Raw genomic sequence first — 24,466 nt, 5'->3', positions numbered from 1 at the left:
TCACCAATGGCGTTTGACGAACTGATAGACGTTGAACGCGCCCAGGCCGAGCCCGAGCACGATCAGGTTGATCGTCCAGCGCGTCGTGTAGCCTTCGTTCATGCCGTCGAGCCAGCGACCGAGATAGGCGCCACCGATGACGGGCGTGAGGAACAATATCGAGAGCGTGCCCAGATACGCAGTCTGCGCCAGCAGCGAGCGCTTCGCCTGCTTCGCCGTTTCCAGCCGCTCGACATCGCGCGCCACATCCGAGCGCCACTTTTCGTCGTTCATCAGTCACTCTCCCAGACCTCGAGCCGGCGCAGGCGGCGAAAAAGCTCCTGTTCCATGCGCTGCAGGTTGTCCTTGACCGCCTGCAACTGCGCTTCCTCCTGCGCCAGCTGGCCGGCGAGCAGCGCAGAGATGCGTGCATAGTCCTCGTCGAGCAGATAGCGGCGCGTAAGCACGAACAGCGCGTCATCGACGAGCTGCAGCACCGCGCCAGGGCAGGCGAGATAGCGCCAGCGGCCGGCCGCGTCACCAAAACGCGCCAGGCCGTATTCGAGTACCGTGACGAAGGGCGCCCGCCCCGGCAGGATGCCGAAGCTGCCGCTGGCGTCCGCGCCGACGAAGCTCTTCACATCCGTGATGCGCTCGTGCTGCGTGGCGCCGTGCAGATGCAGGGTGAGTGCGGGCCTCATGCCCCCTCCACGCCCGCCATCGTGCCGCGCATGTAGCAGCGATCCTCGGGCAGCTCGTCGTGATCGCCGCGGATGAAAGCCTCGCAGTCGGCCAGCATTGCCTCCAGCGGCACTGAAACGCCGGGGATGCCGGTGTGATCGGCGACGACGAAGAATGGCTGCGTCAGGTAACGCTCCAGCCGCCGCGCGCGGCCGACGATGCGCCGGTCGGTTGCCGAGAGCGCCTCCATGCCGAGCATGGCGATGATGTCCTCCAGCTCGCGGTAGCGCGCCAGGTGCTCGCGCACCGCCTGGGCGACGGCGTAATGGCGTGCGCCGACGACGGCGCGATCGAGCGCACGACTATTCGAGGCGAGCGGATCGACGGCCGGGTAGATGCCCTTGGCCGCCTGGGCGCGCGACAGGATCACCGTGGCGTCGAGGTGGGCGAGCAGCGCGCCGACGGCCGGGTCACTCATGTCGTCCGCCGGCACATAGACGGCCTCGACCGCCGTGATGTTGCCGGTCTTGGTCGACAGGATGCGCTCCTGCAGCTCTGCCACCTCAGTGAGCAGCGTCGGCTGGTAGCCGACCGTGGCCGGCATGCGGCCGAGCAAGCCGGAGAGTTCGGCTCCCGCCTGGACGAAGCGGAAGGCGTTGTCCATCAGGAACAGCACTTCCTTTGCGACGTGGTCGCGCAGGTATTCGGCATAGGTGAGCGCCGCCAGGCCGACGCGGAAACGCACGCCGGGCGACTGGTCCATTTCGCCGAATACCATCAGCGTGCGCGGCATCACGCCGGCCTTTTGCATGTCGTGCCACAGCTCGTGGCCCTCGCGGATGCGCTCGCCGACGCCGGCGAACACCGAGACGCCGCGGTGCAGGCGCACGATGGCGTTCATGAATTCCATGATCAGCACCGTCTTGCCCACGCCGGCACCGCCGAAGAGCCCCGTCTTGCCGCCGCGCACGAAGGGGCACAACAGATCGATGACCTTGATGCCGGTGAGCAGCGTGTCGCCCGCGCCGGCGCTTTCCGCCAGCGGCGCCGGCGGTGCGACGATCGGACGCCAGTCCTCGGCCGACAGCGGCGCACCGCCGTCGAGAGGCGCGCCGAAGGCGTCGAGCAGGCGGCCGAGGCAGTCCGGCGTCACCGGCACCCGCAAGGGGCCGCCGCCGTCGAACACCGGCAGGCGCCGCTTCAGGCCCGCCGTCGGCCCCAGCGCGATGGCGCGCGCTCGCGTTTCGTCCAGATGGCGATGCACCTCGAACAGATGCCGCACGCCGTCACGGCAAACAAAGACGGCCTGAGAGAGCGGCGGCAGGCGCGTGCAGAGGATGTCGACGACCGGGCCGTGGATCTCCTCGATCACGCCGAGCGGCGCAGCCTCGGGCGGTGGGCAGGCGGCAAGCTGCGGATCGTCGCGGTTCATCACGAAACTCGGCGCTGGTAAGACGGCACCTCAACGCAGCATCGGGACGAGCAGCACCGGCGCCGGCGCATGCCTTGCGACCTGATGACTGACGCTGCCGAGAAACAATTCCGGGACAAAGCCGCGTCCCTGGCTACCCATCGCGATCAGGTGCACGCCGCGCGCCCGTGCGACCTCGACGATCTTCAGGTAGGGTTTGCCGGCGGCCAGCTCGGTGTCGACGGCGACGTCGCCCAGGCGCTCGAGTCGCTTGCGCATGTCTTCGAGCCTGGCGCGCTCAATGTCGTTCGCCTCTGCGTCGTTCCGCATCGCGTCGCTCACATGCAGCAAGGTAACGCGGCGGGCGCCGCTCGCCACGAGATGTTCGACGACGGTGAAGGCGTGGTCGGCGTTGGCGGAAAAATCGGTGGGGAACAGCACATGGGAAGCCAGATCGCAGTCGGCGGGAAGCAGGCAGACCTCCCCACTTTCCTTGCGGCGTTCCAGGCGCACGATCAGCACCGGCCGGGTAGCGCCGTGCACCACCTCGCTGGCCACGCCGCCGAGCAGGGCCTCGCCGACGATGTTGTGGCCATGCGAGCCGACCACGATCAGCGCATAGTCCTCCTCCTGCGCGATGCGGTTGATCTCGCTCTTGGCGAAGCCGGGCGCGATGCGGGTGTCGACCTCGAAACCCTGCGCTTCCAGCCTGGCTTTCTGGCGCGCGAGAACCGCTTCGAGCGCGGCCGTGCTGTACGACAGGGCCGTCGAGATGGCCTGCTGCATGTCCAGGCATTGCAGCAGCAGGGCATGGCGGGCGCCAAAGGCGGCCAGGCCGGCGAGACAGCCGACCATCGCCTCGGAGGCGGGCGAGAGATCGGTGGCGACGATGAAGCGTTCGAACATGGCAATCTCCTTACTTGTTCAGGATCTGGAACAGCTTGTAGGCAGTCATGACGACGATGAGCACGCCGAAGCCCTGCTTGAGCCTTTTGCCCGGTACATATAGGCTGGTGACGCGGGCACCGACAAAGGAGCCGATGGCGCCGACGGCGACCAGGACCGCCGCCAGCGTGAGGTCGATGCGGGCGGTGGCAAGATGGGGAATCAGCGCCGAGAAGGACGGCGGCGTCACTGCCAGCGCATTGATCGCGGCCGCATGCTTGGGCTCGTACCTGAGCAGGATCAGGGTGGGCAGCAGCAGGAAGCCGGGGCCAACGCCCAGCATGCCGGCGACCACCGAGATCGGCACGGCAAGGGTCAGAGCAAGGCTGTGGTTCGGCTTGCCGGCGGCGGCCGCTGCGCCGGCCTCCTCCGCCTTGTCGGGAAGAAACATGCGCCAGGCGAGAAAGGCAACCGCCAGGAAATAGAATGCCCACAGCCAGCGCGCATCGATGTGCTGGGCCAGCCAAGCGCCCAGCGGTGCCACTGCGGTGGTGACGATCGCCAGCAGGATGGCCTGGCGCCAATCGACCAGGCCGCTCCTGGCGAAGCCCAAGAGAGAAAACAGCGCGGTGACGCCGTTCAACACCAGCGACAGAGGCTGCACCTCATGCACCAGATCGTGCAGGAAAATGCCGAGGAATGGCACCGCGGCGAAGGCTACGCCGAGGCCGAGCATGCCCGAGGCGATGGACAGAATGGCCAGACCGATGGCCATGATGAGAGCATCGTTCATCTAAGCACTTCCCTTTCCGGCAGTCATGGCGAACACCAAGAACTGCAGAAACTCCCGTTCTTCCAGTGTAGGCCACCACTGGGTTCCGGCAACCCCCGATGCATGCGAAAGCGCCACCTTGCCCCCGGCATCGAATGCCATGCTTCCGTACGTCTCATCGACGAGCGTAGCCGGTTCGCCGGCCTCCAGCCGCACTTACCAGTCCGCCACACGCAGCGTTTGGCCTGCGAATTCGGGCGCCACCGCGGTCATCCTGATGTTTGTCTCGTTCATTTTCTTCACGTACAAAGCGATGGTGGGCGGCAGCCGCCCAACCGTCTGCACTTATTTGATGAACCCGCGCGCCTTCATCACGTCGCAGCCGTTCTGGCGCGGGGGCATGAGCTTGACGCCCTTCTCTTTCGCGCGCTCTTCCATTGCCTTGTGGTGCTCTTCCTGCAGCGCCTTGCACTCTTCATAGGTTTTGACCTCGCGCATCTTGTTGGCCCATTCGCTACGCTCTTCAGGCGTCATCAGCGTCCAGCCCGGCGTGTAGTCCTTGTTCCAGGCGAAACGGCCGGGGCCGGCGGCGACGGCGGAAAGCGCGGTGGTGGACAGGGCGGCGATGAGAGCGATTTGCTTCGGTTTCATGGCGATTCTCCTTGAGAACTTGGATGGACTGACAGTGCGTCGGAGTCTTCTTTAACGCAACGGCGGTCCGGGCGGTGACAGCGGATTTGTAACGATGTGTGATCGGGCCCCAAGCCGATCAGCGTGCAGGAATGGTCAGCAGCGGCGCCGCCGGCGTCGTGCCGGTTTCGGCCAGCGAACTGAACATGGCGAGGAAGCGGAAGCTGCGCTTGGAATCGAGATCGGTGTCATCGATCCAGAACCAGCGGTTGCGGTAAAAGACGGCGGCGTAGGCATCAACCGGCTTTTCCATGCCCGAGCGAATGCGCAGCAGAGCGTCCTCCGCCTCGCCGGCGGCGAGCTTGCCGCGCGCCGTGGCGCGGCCTTGGGCAATGTCTTCCGGCGGCACTTCGACGCCGACCGACAGGTCGCCGATCACGCCTTGCATGGTGCGGGTGAGGACGATGATCTCGTCGCTGCCGCCGCGCGCCGCGCCGAAACCGAGCATGAAGGTGTCACGCGCCGGATCGAGGCCGAGCAACGCCTTGAGGCGGGCAATGTCGGGGGCCTGTTCATCATCGGCAGCGCGCAGCGTCAGCGTCGAGCGGGCGCCGCTGGTACGCGGTTCGATGCGCAAACTCATGCCGCCACCCTCGCTGATGCGGCCGATCAGCTCGGCCGCTTCGAGAAAGCGCGGATCGTGGTGCCGGCCGCGCGAGGGCGAGCTGGAGACGTTGTAGATGCCGTTGATCGCCTGCACGGTGGTGCGCAGGATGAAGTCGGCACGCCCGCCGCCGGTGATGGTGGCGAACACGGTCTCGGGCGGGATCGGCGTGTGCATGCTCTTGACGAGACGTTGGCCGGAAAGCGGCTCGTAGGAAATCGTCGGCGTCTGGCCGAAGCGGCCGATGATGCCGGCGCCACGGCTGTCGTTTTCGGCCAAATGCGGAAAGAGGGTAGCGCTCAGCGAGACTTCGGTTTCCAGCGAGGTGGAGTTGATCACGGAGGAGATGTCGAGATACACCGGCGGATCGAGATAGCGCACCTTGACGATGTTGAGCAGCATCTGCGCCTTCCACGATTCGGCGATGGCCTGCACATAACCCAGGCGGTCGCGCGGCAGGTCGCGGTAGGCGATGTTCTGGCAGCCGGTGAGCAGCAGGAGCGCGACGACGAGTCCGAACCGTACGCCCGTCATCGCGCCGTTATTCACCGCCGCTCCTTATTTGATGAACCCGCGCGCCTTCATCACGTCGCAGCCGTTCTGGCGCGGGGGCATGAGCTTGACGCCCTTCTCTTTCGCGCGCTCTTCCATTGCCCTCTGGTGCTCTTCCTGCAGTGCCTTGCACTCTTCATAGGTTTTGACCTCGCGCATCTTATTGGCCCATTCGCTACGCTCTTCAGGCGTCATCAGCGTCCAGCCCGGCGTATAGGTCTGGTTCCAGGTGAAGCGCCCTTTGCCGCCCTGGGCCAGGGCGGAAGTGGCAAGCACAGCGGCGCTCAGAACGGAAATGGTCAATGCGAGTTTTTTCATGATGATCTCCTTGTCTGGTTGAAATTCCGGCTTAAGGCCGGGTTGTTTCCATTATGGCAAGCAGTGCCGGCGCATCAATGAAGAATGCGTAACAAATCGTCCATTCGGTAACGATTTTTTTCGGCTAGCGTCGCGATGCCTTGTCGATGAGTACGTCGGCAATGGCCAAGAGATCACCGAAACTCTTCGCATCCTTGCCGAGCACTTGGTAGCGACCGTCGACCACCAGGCGTGGCACGGCATCAATCTTGTAGCTGGCGGTAAACGCCTCGGCGCGCGCGAGTCGTGTGCCGATAGCGAAAGAGGTGAAGAAGGTGCGGAATTTTTCCTTGTCGATCCCTTGTGCGCCGATCCAGTCGAAAATGGCGCTGTCGACGAACAGATTGACCCGGCGCACATGGATGGCATCGAAGACGGCCTGGTCGAGGCTGGCCAACAGGCCCTCGGATTCCAGTGTGTAGTAGAGCTTGGCCAGATTCGCCCAGGCGGCGCGGCCGAAGCTGACTGGCACACGGCGAAAAGCGACATTGCCGGGCAGACGCGCGGCCCAGTTCATCACATGCGGATGCATTTCGCGACAGTGCGGGCAGCCGTAGGAAAAGAACTCCAGCACTTCGATCTTGCCGGGCGTATCGCCCGGTTGCGGCGGGTTAACCGGCGACCAGTCGATGCCTTCGCGCAGGGCCGGCGCCGCCTGCACGGCCGGGACACCGGCGGCCAGCATTCCGGCCCCCAGCAACAGTCGATGAAATTCACGGCGTGTGATGTTCATGAGGGTTCGTGCTCCAAAAATTGCCGTAGCGCGATGAGCGCTGCGATGGCGCAGCCAAGATAACCCAGAAAGGCGAGATTGGCGAGACTCAAACCGAGCAGGGTCAGTTCCTTGTCCTCGCAGAATCCCGTAGCGAGGAACAATTCTGGCTGCAGCCGTCCCAGCCACTCGACGATACGCTCGATCAGGCTGGGCTGGCTGCCAGCGCAGGTGATGCTGCCGGCCGGTTGCCATTGCAGCCAGCTCTGGTAGGCGGCCACGGCCATGCCTGCCAGGGCGACTGCGACGAACAGGCCGCCGGCTCCCAGCGTTGCGGCACGGGATCGCGACAGCCACGCCACCCCGGCGAGGACCGCCAGCAGCATGAATAGCAGGCGTTGGAAGATGCACAGATGGCAGGGATGCAAATCCAGCCAAGCCGTCAATACAAGGCTGGCGCCAGCGGTCAGTGCTGTTCCCACCGCCAGCGCGAACCAGGTGAAACGCTTCATGAGCATGGGCAAAAGTCGGCGCCGTCTGATCGGCCCGGGGCTTCCGGGTTATTTCTGCTGCAAGCGATAGACATATTCGGTCAGCGCCAGGATGCGGCTGCGCGCACCGGATTCGGGATCGCCGGCGTAGTTTTCGAAATAGACCGAGGTCTGCCGGCGGAACGCCGCGCCCCAGATCGGCATTTCGCGCGAGCCATGCGCCTTGATCTCGGCACGGCCGTCGATGATCTGATAGACCTTGTCGAAGGGGAAGACGCCGTTGTTGGCCTTCGCCAGGCCGGTGATATCGGGGACCTTCGTCTTCATCTGGTCGGCGGCCGGTCCATCGCCTTTGCCTTGCAGACCATGGCAACTGGCGCAGGCAGCGTTGTATTCGCCCTTGCCCACATCGATCAGCTTGTCCGCCGCAAGCACGGAACCGCCTACCAGCAGGCCGGCGGTGACGAGGAATGTCTTCCATTGCTTTCTCATGTGTCGTTCTCCTTTCAGATCGTTTCCAATGCCAGCGCGATGCCCTGGCCGCCACCGATGCACAGCGTAACGATACCGCGCTTCAGCCCGTCGCGGTGCATCGAATGGATCAACCTCGTGGTCAACACCGCACCGGAGGCGCCGATCGGGTGGCCGTGGGCGATGGCGCCGCCCTCGACATTCACCACGTCCTGCGCAAAGCCCAGTTCGCGCGTACAGGCAATGGCGATGGCGGCGAAGGCTTCGTTGATCTCCACGCGATCGACGTCGCCGACCTGCCAGCTGGCGCGCGCCAGGGCCTGCCGGACGGCGGGCACCGGGCCGATGCCGAAGAAGCCGGGCTCGACAGCTGCCACGCCATAGGACGCCAGCCTTGCCACCGGCTGCAGGCCATTCGCCTCGGCAAAGCCACGCTCGCAGACGATCATCGCCGCCGCGCCGGTGTTGAGCCCCGGCGCGTTGCCCGCCGTGATGGTGCCATCCTTGCGGAAGGCGGGACGCAGTTTGGCCAGGGATTCGGCCGTGGTGTCAGGGCGGTTGTGCTCGTCTTTGGCAAAGAGTTCCGGCCCCTTGCGGCCCTTGACCTCAACCGGCACGATCTCGGCCGCGAACTTGCCGGCCGCCTGCGCCGCGGTGAAGTTCTGTTGCGAGCGCAAGGCCCACGCATCCTGGTCGGCGCGGCTGATGCCGTATTTGGCGACCAGATCCTCGGTATGCCAGCCGGAGTGCTGGCCAGAAAAGGCATCGTTCAAGCCGTCCATCAACATGCTATCGAACATGGTGATGTCGCCCATGCGCGCGCCCCAGCGGCCCTGCGGCAAGAGGTAGGGCGCCATGTCCATGTTCTCCATGCCGCCGGCGATGGCGCAATCAATGTAGCCAGCCATGATCTCCATGGCCGCCGAGGCGATGGCCTGGGCGCCGGAGCCGCAAACGCGATTGACCGTCAGCGCCGGCACTTCGACCGGCAAGCCGCCGCCGATGCCGGCCTGGCGCGCCGGATTCATCTTGCTGCCCGCCTGAATGACCTGGCCCATGACCAAGGTGTGCACTTTTTCCGGCGCAAGGCCGGAGCGCTTTAGGACTTCACGAATGACGACGGCGCCAAGTTCCGTCGCCGGGGTGTTCTTCAAAGTGCCGCCGTAGGTGCCGATGGGGGTACGGACGGGGTTACACAGGACGATTCGCGGTTTGCCATGATGGTCTCCCAAGTGCCCGGCCGCGACATGCGGCCTCGATATTGTTGAAAACGAGCAATCCGCTTATGGATGCACCGAGGGGGGCGGTGAAAAGTCGGCGCTGGCGGGACGGCAAAGGAAAGGAACGCTCACTCCGACTTGGGTGCGGGCTCACGTGAGCGGCGAAAGCCAAAGGAAAAGAAGTCATGGGCTCAAAAATAAAAACGGGCCATCAACTCCAGCTTACGCCGGTTTTGCTTTTCGCCGAACTCGCTGTAGCTCTTTCCGTGTAGCCATGTGGCGCGCAAACGAAGGTCGAGGTTGGTAATGCCAGTGTAAAGCAGCTCCGGCGTGAGTGACCAGCTTTTGTCGGCCAGATTGACCATCCACGTCAGCGACGGCGTGAAATAGACGATGTCGAAGGGCTCCTTCTGGCTTACCTTGAGATACAGGTAATCGCGACCGGCGTTGGGGCGCGCGTAGGCCGGGCTGATCTGCTTCGCCTTGTTGACGAGCAGCGGGTTGCCGCTCTCGGCAAGCTGGAGGAAGTCGGCAAGCTGAGGCTCGGTATAGCCAGTACCATTGCGGTAGAGCTCGGCGATCCAGGTGGTGTCGTTCTGCGTCAGGTAGCGCAGGCCGATCAGCGCGCTGGTGACGTCGCGGGTGACGCTCTTCACGTTGCCGGCGGCGTCGATGCGGCGTTGTTCGAAGTCGCGGATGCGCGCCCATTCGCCGTGGATCTCGAAATTGCTCGTCAGGTTCTTCGAGAAGTCGATGCCGAAGCGCGTTGTGCGGCTGCCGCCGTTGAACCAGACGAAATCGATGTCGGTGTCTTTGTAGAGCAGATAGAGCTTCGCCGCGACATTGGTGTGGTCGGGTGCGCCGAAATCGTTGTTGTAGTGGTTGCTTACGGGCAGCAACACAGGGGTGAAAGCCACGGTTTTCAGGTCGCCGTCAAAATTGCGGATGAAGTCGGCGGCCACCATGGTGTATCCCTCGCGCGTCAGCTCGACGTCGTTCGGATCTTTCGGCCGCTCGATGAAGCCGACCGGATTCCATGCGTAGCCCTTGCCCCACTTCATCGCGATCTTGCCGGTGTCGAGCGTGAAGCCGGGATCGGGCTTGAGGGAAAGGTAGGCTTCGTCGAAGTGATTGTCGTGGAGGCTGGCGAGCTCATCGCGCTGCACGCTTGCCGAGTATTTTAGATTGAGGCTGGCGATGCCCTGGGTGAATTTGGCGTTGAGCTTGGCCGTGGCGGTGTTGCGGTTCAGCGTATCGCGATCAAGGCCATTGAGCTTGTAGAGGCTGCCATCGCGGTTGAGGTCGGCCCGCTCGGCCTTGAGTTCGAGATAGCCACCGAACTCGAACGGCTTTTTCTCGAATGCGCTGGCATCGAAACTGAACTCCTCCGCCTGGACACCGCCCAAGAGCAGGCAGGCGACCAGGACCAGTATGGCTCTCACTTTCTCAGTTCCCCGACGCGCGGCAGGTAGTTGAGGGTGAACACTTCGTCGGGAAACTCGCGCTTCTTGATCTGGCCGTAGATCATCACCGACTTGTAACCCTTGTAGAGCGGGCTGTCGGTCTCGATGGTAGCTGGCCGTTTGAGGCCGGCCCCGAACTCCTTGATGTCCTTGAAATGCAGCGTCTTGATGAGCATGCCGCTGGCGGCGTAGCATTCGATGGCGACGGGCAGCAACGCCTTCTTGTCCACCCACATCTTCAGCTTGTCGTAGGCGACTTCACCTGTCTTGGCCTTGAGGGTGAGCAGGTGCCGATCCCCGTCCTCGGCCAGCGCTTCGACGTTGTATTCGGCGGTGTAGTCGATGCGCAGAATGTCGGCGTTGTTGAACACGCCGCCGGTGACCGACTGCATGCTGGTGATGCGCATCGGCTTGCCGACCTCGGGAATGTAGAGCCACATGTTGTCGCCCTGGCGGAGCGTGGCGCGGCCCTTGTCGCTTTCCGGCGCGAGGAACAGGCCGACGACTTGGTCGCGCCCCTTCCGGACCGAATAGAGCACGAACTCTTTTTTCCGACCGTCCGGCTCGACATTGATGAGCTTGCGCAGGGATTCGGAGGACTCGGGTTCGAGGTTGCGGTCGACTTGTTTGAGAATCTCTTGGCCATCGAGGGCATAGGCCGAACTGGCACACAGGAAAAACAGCGCAGCGAGCAGCTTCTTCATCATGAATCCTCAAACGTGACGCAGGGCGGTGATCGGGTCCATGCGCGACGCCTTCCAGGCCGGTTGCAGGCTGGCGATGACCGCGACCAGGATCACCAGGCCGGCGATGGTCAGCACGTCGCCAGCGGCGATGGAGGGCGCCATCACCAGCCCCTGTTGCTGGCCGAAATTGAAGGTGGGCTTCCAGACATTGATGCCGGCGATGGCGGCCAGGCTCGCGGCGATGCCCGCTACCGTGCCGACAATGCCCAACATCAGACCTTCGGCGAGGAACAGCGAGAGGATGCGCGACGGCGGCGTGCCGATGGCGGCGATGGTGCCAATTTCGCGGATGCGTTCGAACACCGCCATGATCATCACGTTCATCACCGCGACCAGTACGATGGAGACCAGCATGATCTTGATGAACAGCGTCATCAGGTCGATCATCCGAGCGATGTTGGCGAAGGGCGAGAGTTGCGTCCAGTCGTGCACCTCCAGCATCGGCTTGCCTTCCTTGTTGGTCAGCCCTTCAATGGCCGCCTTGAGGCGCGCACCGACGCGGTCGAGCTGGGAAAAGTCCTTGAGCCGCACGACGATTTCGCTGACCTCCGCCTCGTTCATGCGCAAGAGCTCGCGTGCATCCTCGATATGGACATAGGAATCGCGGCCACCGGGGCCGGTAACCGCCTCCATGATGCCGCGCACGACGAAGGTCTTGCCATTCACCGAACCATCCTTGTTGGTCGCCACCACCACCACGGTGTCGCCAACCTTGACCTTGAGACCGCGCGCCAGCAGTTGCGGGATGACGATCTGGCCGCGCGCCACCAGGGGACCGCTCTTATCGCCCTCGGCGATGCGGCCGGGCAGGAGCGGCACGGTGGCCGCTTCGCGCTCGGGATCAATGCCATTGACGCGGATGCTGGTCGTTTCGGTGAAGTTGCTGAACATGCCGCCGAACTTGATGCGCGGCGACCGCGCGGCGATGGCCGGCTCGGCTTTCAGCGCCTCGTCGAGCTTGGCGAGCATGTTGGGGCGCATGTTGAGATTGAGTGGCAGGCTGTCGATCGCAGCAACATAGCCCTTGCGATGCACCTGCACGTGGCCAAGCAGCGAGTCGGTGATCTGGCCGATCATCATCGCCTTGAAAGAGCCGGCGATGGCCACGAACAGCAGCACCGCCAGCATGCCGATGACGATCAACAGCAGGGTGAGCGAAGTGCGGCGGCGGTAGCGCAGCAGGTTGCGGCTGGCGATGGCGAGCACATCAAACATGATCGCCTCCGTTCTTCAGGCGGCCGTCTTCGAGCGTAAAAGTGACCTCGGCCTCGCCCATGATCCCGTCTTCGAGCGTAAAAGTGACCTCGGCCTCGCCCATGATCTTCGGGTCGTGCGTGGAGAAGACGAAGGTGGTTCTGAATTCGTCGCGCATCGATTTCATCAGTTCGATGATGCGGTAGGCGGTGTCATGGTCGAGGTTGGCGGTTGGCTCGTCGGCGAGCACCAGTTTTGGGTTGCTGACCAGCGCGCGCGCCACGGCGACGCGCTGCTTCTGGCCGCCAGAGATCTGGTCGGGCCGCTTGTCGGCCTGATCCCGCATCCCGACGGCCTCGAGCATGCGCAGCACCTGCTCCCGGCGCTTCTCCTTCGGCCATTTCTGCACCATGCGCAAGGGATACTCGACGTTCTCGAACACGGTAAGGACGGGAATCAGGTTGAAATCCTGGAACACGAAACCGATGTGCTCGCCGCGAAATCTTGCCGCAGCGCGGCGATCCAGCGTGGCGATGTCGGTATCGAGCACTTTCAAGGTACCGCTGGTCGGATGGTCGAGACAGCCGATCATGTTGAGCAGCGTGCTCTTGCCGCTGCCCGAGGGGCCGACGAAGGCGACGAAAGCGGCGGGTTCGATAGCGAAATCGACGCCTTTGATCGCCGGCACGTCGATGTCGCCGACGCGGTAGGTTTTCGTCACGCGCTGGGCATAAACAAGGCTCATGGTCTGCTTACCAAAGTCGGTGCTGGAGGAATTTTTGAAGTCCCGCCGAGCGCCGACTCACCTCGAATAGTCGGCGCTGGCGGGACGGCACCCTGGGTCAGGGCCGCCCCGCCAGCGTTGCAGCTTACTTGATGATCCCGCGCGCCTTCATGACATCGCAGCCGTTCCGGCGTGGCGGCATAAGCTGCACGCCTTTTTCCTTGGCGCGCTCTTCCATCACCTTGCGATGGGCTTCTTGAGTGGCCACGCATTCCTCATACGTTTTCACTTCGCGCATCTGCGCCTGCCAGGCGGTGCGCTCTTCCGGCGTCATCAGCGTCCAGCCCGGCGTGTAGGTCTGGTTCCAGGCGAAGCGGCCCTTGCCCATTCCGCCCGGGCCCATACCGCCACCCGGTCCCATTTGCGCAAAGGCGGAGGCCGCGACGACTGCGGCGGTCAGGAAGGAAGCAGTCAGTGCAAGTTTCTTCATGATCATCTCCTTGCTTGGATTGGCAAACAGAGGCTTTTCAGCCACCTAATGCCAGGCTAGTTTGTTTCGCCTGCGCAATCAAACGGGAACCTGTGAGAATGTGTAACCAGGTGTTGCCAAAATCATCATCGCCGAGGCCGCGCCATTTGGCGATCAGTCCGTCAGGCTAGCCACGACTCGATCTTCTCGCGGCTCGGGATGCCGCCGGCGTGCACCACCTTGCCGTCGATGACGACGCCCGGCGTGCTCATCACCCCATAGCTCATGATGTCCTTGAGTTCCTCGACCTTTTCGAGTTGAACGGCCACACCCTTGGCGGCCGCCACCTCCTCGATCAGTTTCAGCGTGGTCTTGCAGTTGGCACAGCCGGTGCCGAGCACCTTGATGTTTTTCATGATGAGACTCCTTGAGGGGTTGAACGATGACGGAGACGAAGCGGTCGGCGAAAGGATGCAGTCAGTCCTGTCGCACCAAAGGCGCCCAGAGCACGGTCTCCGGCTGGAAAGTGACGTGGCCGATGCCGTGTTCTTCCGCTTCGTGGCGCAGCCCGGCCAGTATTTCCGGCCAGGTCGAGAAATCGCGCACTCGCACATGCGCCGTGAGCGCCAGCCGTTCGCCGGAGAGCGCCCAGACGTGCAGGTCGTGCACCTCGGCAATACCCGGCACGGCGGCAAGCGTCTTGCCCAGATGTTCGAGATCGATCGAGAAAGGCACACCGTCCATCAAGCCATGCAGGGCTTCGCGCAACAGGCGCAGGCTCGCCGCCAGCACCAGCCCGCCGATCAGGATCGAGAGCAATGGGTCGATCGGCGTCCAACCGGTGAGCCAAACCACGGCGCCGGCAGCGATCGCGGCGATGGACCCCAACACGTCACCCAACACGTGCAGGAAGGCGCCGCGCACATTGAGGTTTTCCTGTCCGTGCGAGAGCATCCAGGCGACCAGCAGATTGACGCCAAGACCGAGCGCGGCGACGAGGCTGACCAGCTCGCCCATGATCGGCCGCGGCTCGGCAAAGCGACCCCAGGCTTCCCAAGCGATGCCGACCACCACGGCAAGCATCGCCAGGGCATTGAGCAATGCCGCCAACAGCTCGGCGCGCCCGAAACCATAGGTATGCCGCTGCGATGTCGAGCGTGCTGCGAGCCAGGCGGCAAGTAAAGCAAGCGCCAAGGCCGCACCGTCGGTGACCATGTGGCCGGCGTCGGCCAAGAGCGCCAGCGAGCCGCCGCGTAAGCCCGCCAAGGCTTCGATCAGCGCAAAACCCCAGGTCAGTGCCAGCGCAATCGACAGCTGGCGGCGTTGATGGGGCGAACGGGCATCGCCGCCATGGGCGTGTACGTGGTCGTGCGAATGGGCCATGTTCGACAAGGTAGGCCAGTTACAGCGAAAAGTCTTCGTCGTAAGGCTTGTCGCCTTGCACCACCGGCAGTGTCAGCGAGCGATCCCACTGGCTCCAGCCGCCGTTCATGAAGCGCACGTTTCGGTAGCCTAGAGCCTTGAGTTGCAGCCAGGCAAGCGCGGAGCGGAAGCCATCATGGCAGTAGGTGATGATCGTCGCGTCCTTGGGGATGTCTTTGTAGGCCGCGGCGATCTGTTCGAGTGAGAGCCACTTCTGCGACTGAGCGTCGGTGAGGTCGAGGCTGACGACATTGACTGCGCCGGGAATATGGCCGCCTTGTACCGAATGGCGGATCAGCTTGCCGGTGTACATGTCCTTCGGCCGGCTGTCGATCAGCACCACCTGCGGATCGCGGCCGACGACGACGCGTTCATAGACCTCGGTCCATTCGGCGATCATGGCGCGATTGCCGGGCTTGAGCGTCACCTTGCCCGGCTTTCGCGGCGCCGTTTCCTTGGCCAGTTCGTTGAAGGCGGTCCATTCGACCGTGCCGCCATCGAGGATCTTGACCCGGCGCATATCGAAACCGTAGTAGTCGAGCAGGAAGTAAAGCCGCGCGGCGAGCACCGAGCGCGAATCGTCGTAGAGCACGAGCGTCGAATCGTCATTCACGCCCCAGCGCCGCAGCGTCGCCTGGAAGACCTCGCGCGCAGGCAGGCGCATCAGCACCGGGTGGTCGTTGTCGCCGAGATCCTTGAAGCGCGCGACCTGCACGGCGCCCGGGATATGGCCGACCGTGGCGTAGCGGTGCGGAAAGTAGCGCACTTCGAGTACCACGGTCTTGGGGTCTTTCAGCCGGCTTTCGAGCCAGCCGGCATCGACGAGAAAATCGGGAGCGGCGGCACGGGCGAGCCCTGTCAGCGTCAGCAACAGCAGAATCAGCAACGAAAACTCGGTGAAACGGGAATTTCCGAACATACAGACAACCTCCAAATGGTGATGCCCAACGCCGCATCGCCGATCTCTTGCAACCCACGATCAATGACACGTGAGTGCTTGAGGTTGGCTGTCAAGGCGTTTCACGCTAACTATGACATGGCACCGGGTTTGACGCTCATGATTCGAATCATGTCGCAAAATTTTTCCACACTACGGGCGTGCTTTTTCGTAATAGGCCAACAGGTTTGCCAGTTCCTCGTCGGAAAACGGGTTGGCATAGGCGTGCTCACGCGTCCCCCGCACACCGAGCCACAGGCGTGCGGCGAACTCGGCGCGCGGCAGTCGTGCGGCCAACGCCGCGAGGTTTTTCGCCGGCAGCAATGTGTCGCCCCAATCGGCATCATGGCAGGCGGCGCAGGTTTCCTTGTGCAGCGTCTTACCCGCCGCGATCCGTTGCGGCGTCACGGGCAGGGTCAGAAAAGGCGCGGTAAACGGATAACGACGGATCAGCGGGGCGAGCGTCGCTTTGAACGCTTGCCAATCCCTGCGTTCCAGATGGCTGCGCAAGGCGGAGGCGGATTGTGGGTTTCCCCCTGCGCGCCGCAGCGTCAGCGGCAGGGAAGATAGCGCCCCTTGCAGTCGCAGGACGAGGCCATCGCGCTCCAAAGCCCCGGCGCGTCCCGCGATCAGCTCGCGCACATCGCCGTCCAAAATGAGCAGCTCGGCGCCGAGGCGCCGAGCCGATGAGAGACGGTCTTCTGCCGCCGCGCTGCAGGCGAGGGCCATGCCCGCCAGCAGCGCCAGCAGTCCGCTTCTTATTGCAGCTTGACGTGCTGTTCGACCGGGCCGGCCTTCGTGATCGTCCATTCGGTCATCGAGCCGTCGTAGAGCTTGGCCTTCTTGTTGCCGACGATTTCGCTGGAAACGAACCAGCCGATCGAGGCGAGATGCCCGGTGTTGCAGAAGTTGATCTGCTCGCCGCTGGTGGGCACGCCGGCATGCTTGTAGAGCTTCTCGATGATGGCCTTGTCGCGGAACAGGCCGCCGCCGTTTTCGGTGAACCAGCCGGTGGGCAGGTTCTTCGCGCCGGGCAGCGTACCGTTTTCGGTCGCTTTCGGATTGCGGTTGATGCCGGCGAACTGGTCCTCGGGACGGCTATCGACGAGCAAGGCCTTCTTCGAAGCGATGGCCGCCTTGACGTCATCCACCGTGGCGAGCATGTCCATGCGCGGGTGCGGCGTGAAGGTCTTGGCGGCGACCTTGGCCGCGCCGGTCTCCAGCGGCCCTTTGTCCTTGATCCAGGCGGCCATGCCACCGTTGAGAATCGACACGTTGTCATGGCCGAGCGTCTTGAAAGTCCAGTAGATGCGGGTGGCCCAACCCATGTCGGCATAGGAGTAGCCGGGCGCGACGAGGATCACATGGCTGTCGTTGTCGATGCCGAGGCTGCCGATGTGCGCGGCGAGCTTGTCGAACTTGGCCGGCAGCATGTCCGGCACCTTGTCGGCACGCTCCTCGCGCCAGCCGGATTTGGCGAAATCGGTATTCGCCGCGCCCGGAATGTGGCCGCGCAGGAAGTCGCCGGCCGGCTGGATGTCGACGACGGCGATGCCGGGCTTGCCCAGATTCGCCTTGAGCCAGGCGACGTCGACCAAGGGTTCGGCAGCAAACGCCGAAGCGGCGAGGCCGAACAGGAACAGGAAGGCCATCCAGAGTGAACGGCCCAGTTGCAAGGATGTGTTTTTCATCGTGTCTCCTCCATCAGGTGGTGTTTCAGATACAGACGATGCGATCGGCGGCGAGGAGTTTTTGCATCACTTCGTCCCAGTCGCTTTCCCTCAGTTCCCGCTGCCGAAGGTCGATGGTCTCGACGGTATTCGTCCTGGCCATCTGCCGCAGGGCGGCACTCACGGTCTGGGCATCGGGAAACAGACCGGTGTCGAGTTCGATGATAGTCATGCTGTGCTCGGAAAAAAACGCTTACAGCGACAGGGTGATGTCGGCGGCCTGGATGGCACCGGCCAGCGCTGCAGCGTCGAGCAGCGGCAGGTCGTCGGCCAAGGCGGCGACGGTGGTCTGCGGCGCGATGTCGCACATTTCCAGCAGCTCGACGTTGGCGGCGTTTTCGGCCGACTCCTCGACCGGGCGATCCATGAAGACGAGATCGACATGGTGGCCGAAGATGGTCAGCCCCGCCGCGACACGCATTGCCTCGGCATGATCGCGCCGCGCCAATACCAGGATGTTTTTCTCGCTCACAGGCTCACCACCCTTTCCGCTTCGGCCATCAGCGCGCTGTTGATCGTCTGGCTGCCGTTTTCCACCGGGCAGGCCAGGCCAGGGCAGAAGCGGTGCCAGGATTCCTCGCAGACCACCGCGCGGCTGCCGGCGAGCGCGGCGACGAGATTGGCGTTCTGCAGCGTCTTCACACCCTCATGGGTGAAGAAGGCGGCGAAACTGGCGTTCGCACGCCGCGCCGCCAAGACGAGCGGCACGAGCAGCGCGCCGCTTTGGGCGGTAGTGACATGAAATAGGAGGTTCATCTTCTTTCCTCGGCAAGCGCCCAGCCGACGCGCACGGCCTCCCCCGTGTCGAGCAGGCGGCGGGCAAAACGGCGGATCGCCGTGTAGGCGTCGCGCGCGACGATGGCATCGGCGCCGGCTTCGCGCCGGTCGACGATCCACAGCGCATCGCGCATCGGCGCGGTGAACACTGTGGAACGGATCAGCGAGCGTTCCTGCCCCAAAGCAGCGTCGCCGCGTACCTTGAGAAGCGGCGTGAGCGGCGCATCGAGGACGCGCACGTCCTTCTGGCCGGCCAGATACAGTAGTCCGGCGACGAACTCGCGCGCGCTGGCCGTATCACCGGCGACGACGACGCGCTCGCTGCCGTCGAGGCCCACTGTGCCAAGCAGCCAGAGCAGATCGCGCTCGCTCGGCAACTGCCCGCGTTCGCCGATGAATTCGCTCGGCGGCAGACAGCGCGCGCCGGGTAGCGAGGCCGCCCGGCATTGTGCGAGCGGACGCGTGTCAATCGCCGTCTCGCCAGTGCCGACTTTTGTCACTCGGCCGAAGTCGGTCGCGGCGAAGGCCGGCAGGGCAGCGCATGCGAGGGCGACAAGGAAAGCGCGCATCGTCAGCAGCCGCCAAAGCGCTTCGGCGCCGCCGCCGCGCCGCCGCCGGCATTGACCGGTGCCGGCGGGTTGTCGATGTAATAACCGATCAGGTCGAGTGCCGAGACCTTGCCGAAGCCGGGCAGATCGAGTTCCGGCAGGGATTCGGGCGGCACGGGCACTTGCGCGGCCTCGATGGTGGCCTTGGGCAGGGCGGCGAGCCGAAACCCGCCGATGCAGACCACGGCTGCCGTCACGAGGCTGACGGAACAGAAGATCACACCGGTGCGATTGAGCATCTCCGACTCCTCACAGCGAATCGCTGAAGAAGGCGAGGTACATCATGCCCATCGCCAGACAGAACAGGCCGGCATGCCAAAGCGTTTGTGCATCCATCATTTCTCTCCCTTGAAATGGCGCACCAGCGTCTCCACCGGGATCGCCTCGCCGCTGACCGGGTGGATGACCGGTGGCGTGAAATACGGCACCCCTTCCTTGGTCGCCTTCATGCCCGGCGGCGGCGCGAAAGTCATCCAGAGAATGCCGCCGATGCTCACCACGGCGGAGCATGCGACGAGAAAGCGCAGCAGCAGTCGTTGCCACATGGTCTTCAGTCCTTGCGGATGTAGATGCGCCAGCAGTTGGGCGCCTTGATGGTTTCCAGATGCGTGGCATCGAGCTCGTCGCACATCGGGGGCAGCGCCTCGACCGACGAGGGATTGTCGGCCAGCACCTCGATCACTTCGCCGACGGCGATTTCATTGATCGCCTTCTTGGTCATCAGTTGCGGGCGTGGACAGGAAACGCCCAGGCAATCGACCTGGCGCGCGATCCTGATCTCCGTTCCATCCGAGAGTCTGGCCGTGCCGCCACTTGTCGTTTCCTCGGTTTTCTTCTTGGTTCCAAACAGGCCCATTACATCCCCTCCTCAGTTGATCGTGGCGGGCTCGGTTGCCGCCGTGGTGGTTTTCGCTGCGGTTTCACGGGCGGCCTTGCGCGCCGCCTTCTCGGCTTTTTTCCGGGCATGCTCCAGCTCGTGCCTTTCGTGCTCGAGGCGCTGCGCGTGCTCGCGCTTCAGAATCGCGCGATACAGTCCGAACAGCACCACGGTTTGCACCAGACCGAAGACGATCGCCGGCACACCGAACTTCTGGCCCAGTGTCTGGGCGTTGGCGAAGCCCAGTTGCAACGCCGGCGCGTTGATCTGCCCGGTCATGGTCTGCGGTGCCGGCGGCCACCAACTCGCCGACCAGACGAGCGAGAACAGGAACATGCCGACGAAGGTGAACAGCAGCGCCCACAGCGCGCCCAGATTGCCCTCACCGGTCTTCACCCAGGTCGACACCGTGCAGGCGCCGGCGAACACCATCCCGATGCCGAACAGGAACAGACCGGCGAAGGTATTGAGGCCCACGTCGAACTGCAGCGGATGCCCCGCGCCGAGCGACATGAAGCCAGTGAAGCCGATGGTGAGGATCATCATCGCCACCAGCATGGCCTTGGTATTGCGGTAGGTTTTGAACATGATCGCGTCGCGCAACGCGGCGGTGTTACAAAATCGCGAGCGCTGCATCAGGAGACCGGCCACCGAGCCGAAAATGAACGCGACGAAACATTCGGCGACAGGGCTCATCATTCGGCCTCCAGCAGTTTTTTGTAGATCAGCGAACCAACCCATGCACCGGCGAGGATGCCGGACATGGCCAGGTACCCTCCCATGTTCATCTCCGGCATCAGGCCGAAGAAGGTGGACACGTTGCAGATGTAGGCAAGGCGAATACCGAAGCCCATCAAGAGGCCGCCCAGCGTGATCAGCACCCACTCGGACAGGTGCCGCGGCACGCGCCAGTAGAACTCCTTCGAAAGCACCGCGCCGACGAAGGCACCGAACAGCATGCCGAGGCTGATGTAAATCTTCCAGTAGTCGCCATGCACCGGAAAGACGATGCTCCAGAAGGGCAGGCGTTCCAGCTCGTCGCCGATCATGCCCTTGGCGATCAGCCCCGTCATCATCGTCTCGCCGCCGCCGACGGTCCATGCGCCCATGATCAGGAACATGAAGATGTCGAGCACCGCGATCGCCGCGAGCGCGATGATCGGATCGAGCGTCTTCTTGAAAAATTCCATGCCACCTCCTCTTCATCTTGTCGTAGAACGAAACTTACGGCAGCTTACTCTGCCTGAGGTAGTATCTATTGCCAACATCCAGTCGCAGCCGGAGGAGGAGGAAAAAGTGGACATCTATTACGAGCCGCGCGATTTTCTCGACCACATGTTCAACGCGTGCACGACCGCGCAGATCAACGAATTCATTCCGGAAAAGCGTGGCTTCCGCCTGCACGGCCATAGCACCACGGTGGCGCTGGAGCGCGCGTTCTGGAACGTGCTGGAGGCGATGGCGCAGGATTGCGGCCTCACCGTGCCGCGGCTGATCGAACGCGTGCTCGACGGCTGCCTGGTCGCCAACGACAAGAACCTCTCGTCCTGCCTGCGCGTGATCTGCCTCAAATATCTGAACATCTACGCCAGTGGCGAGGCGCCAACGCGCGAGGTGGATGTCGATACGCTGGCGGCCTGATTTGCCCTCGAAACTCGGCGCTGGCAAGACGGCCCGAAAACGTAACCCACCAGCCGGATGCCGACGACATCCACGGGCGACGCCAGTGGCGCTTCGCCGACCAGGATGGCGTACCAGCCCGCCGGTTGTTCGCACGGTCTCCCACAAGGCATCAAGCTCCTGCCAACTCAGGCTGCCGTAAAACTTGCCTGCCAGGCGGCGGGCAGATTCTTTGTCGTCAGGCGCGGCGGGAGCCGCTCCCGCCATCCTTCATGCCCAGCGCCCGCATGATCGAGGCCGCTGGGCAAAAATCGGTGAAGCCCATCTGGAACATGTTGGCGCCGACGAAGGCACCGAGCCACAGTCAGCTCATGTGGGACAGGTCGATCTCTCCGCTGATGTGGGCCAGGCCCTGGTTCATCAAGATTTCGATGAAAAGTCCGCTCAGGAACGAGCGACGGTGCGGCTGACTACCTTCATCAGACGGTCATCGACTTTCCAGCCCTTGGCATTGGCTAGCCCGATGGGAGCCCAGCGATAGACCAGGCGAGCGACGACCTTGACCGGCCCCTTGCCCGGCGGCAGCTTGAAGCGGAATTCGCCGCGATCCGGGGTGAAGGGCTTGAGTGTCGTGTCGAAAGCGACTTTTTCGGCCGCAAAACCACCCACGCCCAGACGCGGCTGGCCGGTCTTGGGGTCGGGCGGTGATTGCAGCGGCTTGCCGTAGAACTTGCCCGGCATGCCACCCCAGTCCTGCGGGCCGCGCTCGCCGGTTTTCGGATTGCCCATGCCGGCGAGCGGGTGCAGCAGCCCGCTCTTGTCGCCGACATAGCTCAGCAGCTTGCCGTCGGCATCGAAGACGTCGAGTTTGAGCAAGACGGCGCGGATCGGGCCGGAACCGGGAATGCTGTGGCCGGCGCCGATGTTCTCGACGACGGTATTCACCACCAGTTCGTCGCCGACGATCTTGGTGCCGACATCCATGCTCACCGAGCCTTGCAGCGTGGCCGGATCGTGCGCGCCGACGAAGGTATGGGCGCGCGCGCCGTAGCGTTTCGGCGCGCCGACGGCGATCTCCTGCTTGCCGGGAAGGAGCGGCATGTGGCATTCCTGACAGGTCTGCTTGACGATGCCGGCATCGTAGAGTTTCTTCCAATCCTCATAAGTGGAGATCGCCAGCACCCCCTTACCCTCGTTGCGGGTCTTGGCGTGGCCTTCTTCCTGGTTGAGGTGGCATTGCGAGCAGAACTCGGCGGCCTTGAGTTGCGGGTTGACCTTGATCTCGAAGGGTGCCGCCTTGATACCCTTGCGCGGACCGTGGATCGCCCCGCTCTCGTCGAGCGTGACGGTATGGATGGGCCCGGTTTTGTAACGGTCGCCTTCCTTGACGACCTTGACATTCTGCACCGTGTGACAGTAGCTGCAGGAGATGCCGAAATCGGCCTTGTCGCGTATGGCCTGACCAAGATCCACGGCCCGCCCCGCCTTGTGCTCTTTGAGCGCCAACTTGGGCACATGGCACTGCGCGCAATCGCCAGGCTGGCCCGGGAAAACGCCTTGGTAGCCCATTCCGTCCTTTTCGCCCTTGGCGTTGGTGGCAGTGTAGAACTGGTAGACGATCGGGTTTTGCAAATCGGTGCCCATCACCGACTGCGAAAACTCCTTGTAGATGCGCTGATGGCAGGCACCGCAGAATTGCGGGTCGTCGAAACTGCCTGGCTGGGCCGGTTCATAGGCATGGGCGGCAAGGCCTGCGAGCGCGAGCAGGCATGCCAAGACAGCGCGCAATAGCGCGATCGGGAACATCGACTCCATTGGGGGGCTCCTCCATTTTCGTTTTTCGGAGCCCGGAGCTTATCGGAAGGGAGAACGGGATGCCATGACTGCAATCAGTGTGCGGCGCACTATTTCCGCTGGCGAATACGCAGCGTGTTGCCCTCGCCTTCGATGCGTCCTTCGGCGCGCAAACGCGCCAGGGCTCGATAGAGCGATTCCGGTTGTAGCCCCAGCTCGGCCGCCCAGTCGGACAAGGGGCCATTGAGAGTCACGCAGGCGTCCAGGCCGCCTTCGGTGATGAGGTAATGCACGATGCGATCCTCGGCGCGACGTAGCCGCACCCGCTCGTAACGCGAGCACTGGCGGCGGGCGTTCTTGATCTGCGTATGCAGGAAAGCCGCCGCGAAAGTCGGCACGGTCTGCAATGCCGCAAGAAAGGCGGTCTTGGGCAGGCCGTACAACTCGGCATCGCTGCGGCTCTGTGCCGCGCAGAGATAGCGTTCGACCGCCAGCGCGGATTCGCCGAAGAACTCGCCCGCCTGGCCACGAATCATTACCAGTGCTTCGCCTTCGGGCGTGTAGCGTACGGCATCCAGCTCCCCGCTGCGGACGAAGAAAATCGTCGTCACGGGATCATTGATCTGCCAGAGCATCTGGCGGCGCTTGATGGCCAAAGGACGAGCTGTCTGGCGCAAGGGATCAGGGAGATAGTCGGGCAGTTCGGCAAGGGACATGTTGGGGGTTCGAAAGTCGGCGCTGGCGGGACGGCATGTCTCAAACCGGCATCCCGAGCAGCTTGCCGGTCATTTTGCGTGCGACCGGTGCCAGGAAGAAAATCACCGGCACGCCAACCACATAAGCGACCATGAAGGCCTTGCCCCAGCGGGCGAGGAAATCCGGAGCGAAGCCGACGTTCACGGCGGTGATGACGAAGGTCATCAGCGAGATCATCAGGAGGCCCATCAAGAGCGAAAACACGAGATGGAACTTCTTTTGCGGTGCCATCGTCGCTCTCCTCACACCAGCCACGATTCGATCTTTTCGCGGCTTGGGATGCCGCCGGCGTGCACCACCTTGCCGTCGACGACGACCCCCGGCGTGCTCATCACGCCGTAGCTCATGATGTCTTTGAGCTCTTCGACCTTTTCGAGCTGAACGGCCACGCCCTTGGCGGCGGCGACATCCTCGATCAGCTTCAGCGTGGTCTTGCAGTTGGCACACCCGGTGCCGAGCACTTTGATGTTTTTCATGACATGACTCCAATTTGATTGCGGGCGTTGAAGAAGACGAAGCGGACG

Annotated in this window: 37 protein-coding genes; 1 reads left to right on the top strand and 36 read right to left on the bottom strand. The window is 63.4% G+C overall.

Annotation, left to right across the window (positions count from 1 at the left end; translation table 11 throughout):
- The 31 genes from EL335_RS05805 to EL335_RS05655 all read right to left on the bottom strand — a co-directional run bounded on the left by EL335_RS05805 (position 1) and on the right by EL335_RS05655 (position 20,962).
- The gene (locus tag EL335_RS05805) at positions 1 to 273 is read right to left on the bottom strand and encodes an AtpZ/AtpI family protein (protein WP_126444986.1); all 273 of its coding nucleotides are present in this window, start codon (positions 271 to 273) and stop codon (positions 1 to 3) included.
- Complete coding sequence (locus EL335_RS05800) at positions 273 to 680, bottom strand: F0F1 ATP synthase subunit delta/epsilon (RefSeq protein WP_126444984.1); 408 nt, start codon at positions 678 to 680, stop codon at positions 273 to 275. Before EL335_RS05800 ends, EL335_RS05805 begins: the two co-directional genes overlap by 1 nt.
- Entirely contained in the window at positions 677 to 2,092 is a 1,416-nt protein-coding gene (gene atpD / locus EL335_RS05795) for a F0F1 ATP synthase subunit beta (RefSeq protein WP_126444982.1), read from the bottom strand. The genes EL335_RS05800 and atpD overlap by 4 nt, the downstream gene beginning before the upstream one ends.
- Before the next feature lie 30 nt (positions 2,093 to 2,122).
- Complete coding sequence (locus EL335_RS05790; RefSeq protein ID WP_126444980.1) at positions 2,123 to 2,977, bottom strand: universal stress protein; 855 nt, start codon at positions 2,975 to 2,977, stop codon at positions 2,123 to 2,125.
- Between the two features lie 10 nt (positions 2,978 to 2,987).
- Complete coding sequence (locus tag EL335_RS05785; RefSeq protein WP_126444978.1) at positions 2,988 to 3,749, bottom strand: sulfite exporter TauE/SafE family protein; 762 nt, start codon at positions 3,747 to 3,749, stop codon at positions 2,988 to 2,990.
- Positions 3,750 to 4,073: 324 nt separating this feature from the next.
- The gene (locus EL335_RS05780) at positions 4,074 to 4,379 is read right to left on the bottom strand and encodes a hypothetical protein (RefSeq protein ID WP_126444976.1); all 306 of its coding nucleotides are present in this window, start codon (positions 4,377 to 4,379) and stop codon (positions 4,074 to 4,076) included.
- A 118-nt stretch (positions 4,380 to 4,497) separates the two neighbouring features.
- Positions 4,498 to 5,556: a hypothetical protein gene (locus EL335_RS05775; RefSeq protein ID WP_148103019.1), complete on the bottom strand. Its 1,059-nt coding sequence runs from the start codon at positions 5,554 to 5,556 to the stop codon at positions 4,498 to 4,500.
- A gap of 24 nt (positions 5,557 to 5,580) precedes the next feature.
- The gene (locus EL335_RS05770; RefSeq protein WP_126444972.1) at positions 5,581 to 5,892 is read right to left on the bottom strand and encodes a hypothetical protein; all 312 of its coding nucleotides are present in this window, start codon (positions 5,890 to 5,892) and stop codon (positions 5,581 to 5,583) included.
- Between the two features lie 124 nt (positions 5,893 to 6,016).
- On the bottom strand, positions 6,017 to 6,664 hold the full coding sequence (locus tag EL335_RS05765) for a thiol:disulfide interchange protein DsbA/DsbL (RefSeq protein ID WP_126444969.1): 648 nt from the start codon (positions 6,662 to 6,664) through the stop codon (positions 6,017 to 6,019).
- Positions 6,661 to 7,155 carry a disulfide bond formation protein B gene (locus EL335_RS05760; protein WP_284155467.1) on the bottom strand — a complete coding sequence of 165 codons (495 nt, stop codon included), beginning with the start codon at positions 7,153 to 7,155 and terminating at the stop codon, positions 6,661 to 6,663. Before EL335_RS05760 ends, EL335_RS05765 begins: the two co-directional genes overlap by 4 nt.
- 48 nt (positions 7,156 to 7,203) lie before the next feature.
- A complete protein-coding gene (locus EL335_RS05755) occupies positions 7,204 to 7,626 on the bottom strand; it encodes a c-type cytochrome (RefSeq protein ID WP_126444965.1) in 423 nt (140 codons plus the stop codon).
- A 14-nt stretch (positions 7,627 to 7,640) separates the two neighbouring features.
- Complete coding sequence (locus EL335_RS05750) at positions 7,641 to 8,837, bottom strand: acetyl-CoA C-acetyltransferase (RefSeq protein WP_284155466.1); 1,197 nt, start codon at positions 8,835 to 8,837, stop codon at positions 7,641 to 7,643.
- Positions 8,838 to 9,016: 179 nt separating this feature from the next.
- Positions 9,017 to 10,267, bottom strand: coding sequence for a hypothetical protein (locus tag EL335_RS05745; RefSeq protein WP_126444963.1), 1,251 nt, complete (start codon positions 10,265 to 10,267; stop codon positions 9,017 to 9,019).
- Positions 10,264 to 10,995 (bottom strand): outer membrane lipoprotein-sorting protein, encoded by a 732-nt coding sequence (locus EL335_RS05740; protein WP_126444961.1) that lies wholly within the window; start codon positions 10,993 to 10,995, stop codon positions 10,264 to 10,266. Before EL335_RS05740 ends, EL335_RS05745 begins: the two co-directional genes overlap by 4 nt.
- A 6-nt stretch (positions 10,996 to 11,001) precedes the next feature.
- Positions 11,002 to 12,249, bottom strand: coding sequence for an ABC transporter permease (locus tag EL335_RS05735; RefSeq protein WP_126444959.1), 1,248 nt, complete (start codon positions 12,247 to 12,249; stop codon positions 11,002 to 11,004).
- Positions 12,242 to 12,973 carry an ABC transporter ATP-binding protein gene (locus EL335_RS05730; protein ID WP_126444957.1) on the bottom strand — a complete coding sequence of 244 codons (732 nt, stop codon included), beginning with the start codon at positions 12,971 to 12,973 and terminating at the stop codon, positions 12,242 to 12,244. The genes EL335_RS05735 and EL335_RS05730 overlap by 8 nt, the downstream gene beginning before the upstream one ends.
- A gap of 124 nt (positions 12,974 to 13,097) precedes the next feature.
- Positions 13,098 to 13,442, bottom strand: coding sequence for a hypothetical protein (locus EL335_RS05725; protein ID WP_284155465.1), 345 nt, complete (start codon positions 13,440 to 13,442; stop codon positions 13,098 to 13,100).
- A 161-nt stretch (positions 13,443 to 13,603) separates the two neighbouring features.
- Entirely contained in the window at positions 13,604 to 13,837 is a 234-nt protein-coding gene (locus EL335_RS05720) for a thioredoxin family protein (protein ID WP_126444954.1), read from the bottom strand.
- A gap of 61 nt (positions 13,838 to 13,898) precedes the next feature.
- Entirely contained in the window at positions 13,899 to 14,804 is a 906-nt protein-coding gene (locus EL335_RS05715; protein ID WP_126444952.1) for a cation diffusion facilitator family transporter, read from the bottom strand.
- A 19-nt stretch (positions 14,805 to 14,823) separates the two neighbouring features.
- Positions 14,824 to 15,762, bottom strand: coding sequence for a sulfurtransferase (locus tag EL335_RS05710; RefSeq protein ID WP_126444949.1), 939 nt, complete (start codon positions 15,760 to 15,762; stop codon positions 14,824 to 14,826).
- A 171-nt stretch (positions 15,763 to 15,933) separates the two neighbouring features.
- A complete protein-coding gene (locus EL335_RS05705; protein ID WP_126444947.1) occupies positions 15,934 to 16,590 on the bottom strand; it encodes a c-type cytochrome in 657 nt (218 codons plus the stop codon).
- The gene (locus EL335_RS05700) at positions 16,539 to 17,471 is read right to left on the bottom strand and encodes a sulfurtransferase (RefSeq protein ID WP_126444945.1); all 933 of its coding nucleotides are present in this window, start codon (positions 17,469 to 17,471) and stop codon (positions 16,539 to 16,541) included. Before EL335_RS05700 ends, EL335_RS05705 begins: the two co-directional genes overlap by 52 nt.
- 25 nt (positions 17,472 to 17,496) lie before the next feature.
- On the bottom strand, positions 17,497 to 17,682 hold the full coding sequence (locus tag EL335_RS05695; protein WP_126444943.1) for a hypothetical protein: 186 nt from the start codon (positions 17,680 to 17,682) through the stop codon (positions 17,497 to 17,499).
- Between the two features lie 21 nt (positions 17,683 to 17,703).
- A complete protein-coding gene (locus tag EL335_RS05690; protein WP_126444941.1) occupies positions 17,704 to 17,982 on the bottom strand; it encodes a hypothetical protein in 279 nt (92 codons plus the stop codon).
- Complete coding sequence (locus EL335_RS05685; RefSeq protein WP_126444939.1) at positions 17,979 to 18,266, bottom strand: hypothetical protein; 288 nt, start codon at positions 18,264 to 18,266, stop codon at positions 17,979 to 17,981. The genes EL335_RS05690 and EL335_RS05685 overlap by 4 nt, the downstream gene beginning before the upstream one ends.
- Positions 18,263 to 18,856 carry a rhodanese-like domain-containing protein gene (locus tag EL335_RS05680; RefSeq protein WP_126444937.1) on the bottom strand — a complete coding sequence of 198 codons (594 nt, stop codon included), beginning with the start codon at positions 18,854 to 18,856 and terminating at the stop codon, positions 18,263 to 18,265. Before EL335_RS05680 ends, EL335_RS05685 begins: the two co-directional genes overlap by 4 nt.
- 2 nt (positions 18,857 to 18,858) lie before the next feature.
- On the bottom strand, positions 18,859 to 19,134 hold the full coding sequence (locus EL335_RS05675; RefSeq protein ID WP_126444935.1) for a hypothetical protein: 276 nt from the start codon (positions 19,132 to 19,134) through the stop codon (positions 18,859 to 18,861).
- Between the two features lie 96 nt (positions 19,135 to 19,230).
- Entirely contained in the window at positions 19,231 to 19,440 is a 210-nt protein-coding gene (locus EL335_RS05670; protein ID WP_126444933.1) for a hypothetical protein, read from the bottom strand.
- A gap of 5 nt (positions 19,441 to 19,445) precedes the next feature.
- On the bottom strand, positions 19,446 to 19,751 hold the full coding sequence (locus tag EL335_RS05665; protein WP_126444931.1) for a sulfurtransferase TusA family protein: 306 nt from the start codon (positions 19,749 to 19,751) through the stop codon (positions 19,446 to 19,448).
- Between the two features lie 12 nt (positions 19,752 to 19,763).
- On the bottom strand, positions 19,764 to 20,471 hold the full coding sequence (locus EL335_RS05660) for a YeeE/YedE thiosulfate transporter family protein (protein WP_172600043.1): 708 nt from the start codon (positions 20,469 to 20,471) through the stop codon (positions 19,764 to 19,766).
- Positions 20,468 to 20,962, bottom strand: coding sequence for a YeeE/YedE thiosulfate transporter family protein (locus EL335_RS05655; protein WP_126444927.1), 495 nt, complete (start codon positions 20,960 to 20,962; stop codon positions 20,468 to 20,470). The genes EL335_RS05660 and EL335_RS05655 overlap by 4 nt, the downstream gene beginning before the upstream one ends.
- A 106-nt stretch (positions 20,963 to 21,068) precedes the next feature.
- On the opposite strand from EL335_RS05655, the gene EL335_RS14330 reads away from it, so the two are divergent.
- Positions 21,069 to 21,413: a ribbon-helix-helix domain-containing protein gene (locus tag EL335_RS14330; protein ID WP_172600042.1), complete on the top strand. Its 345-nt coding sequence runs from the start codon at positions 21,069 to 21,071 to the stop codon at positions 21,411 to 21,413.
- Positions 21,414 to 21,630: 217 nt separating this feature from the next.
- On the opposite strand, the gene EL335_RS14570 is transcribed toward EL335_RS14330, so the two are convergent.
- The 5 genes from EL335_RS14570 to EL335_RS05625 form a co-directional block, all read right to left on the bottom strand.
- Positions 21,631 to 21,756, bottom strand: a complete 126-nt coding sequence (locus EL335_RS14570) for a YgaP-like transmembrane domain (protein WP_431306263.1) — start codon at positions 21,754 to 21,756, stop codon at positions 21,631 to 21,633.
- Positions 21,757 to 21,836: 80 nt separating this feature from the next.
- Entirely contained in the window at positions 21,837 to 23,207 is a 1,371-nt protein-coding gene (locus tag EL335_RS05640) for a multiheme c-type cytochrome (protein ID WP_126444923.1), read from the bottom strand.
- Positions 23,208 to 23,296: 89 nt separating this feature from the next.
- The gene (locus tag EL335_RS05635; protein ID WP_126444921.1) at positions 23,297 to 23,902 is read right to left on the bottom strand and encodes a Crp/Fnr family transcriptional regulator; all 606 of its coding nucleotides are present in this window, start codon (positions 23,900 to 23,902) and stop codon (positions 23,297 to 23,299) included.
- 40 nt (positions 23,903 to 23,942) lie between these two features.
- Positions 23,943 to 24,173: a DUF2798 domain-containing protein gene (locus EL335_RS05630; protein WP_126444919.1), complete on the bottom strand. Its 231-nt coding sequence runs from the start codon at positions 24,171 to 24,173 to the stop codon at positions 23,943 to 23,945.
- 11 nt (positions 24,174 to 24,184) lie between these two features.
- A complete protein-coding gene (locus tag EL335_RS05625; protein ID WP_126444917.1) occupies positions 24,185 to 24,418 on the bottom strand; it encodes a thioredoxin family protein in 234 nt (77 codons plus the stop codon).
- Positions 24,419 to 24,466 lie beyond the last annotated feature (48 nt).

This window comes from Sulfuricystis multivorans, assembly GCF_003966565.1.
GTDB classification, from domain to species: Bacteria; Pseudomonadota; Gammaproteobacteria; order Burkholderiales; family Rhodocyclaceae; genus Sulfuricystis; species Sulfuricystis multivorans.
The sequence above is the reverse complement of the archived record's forward strand: the minus strand, read 5'-3'. Positions and strand labels throughout refer to the sequence as shown.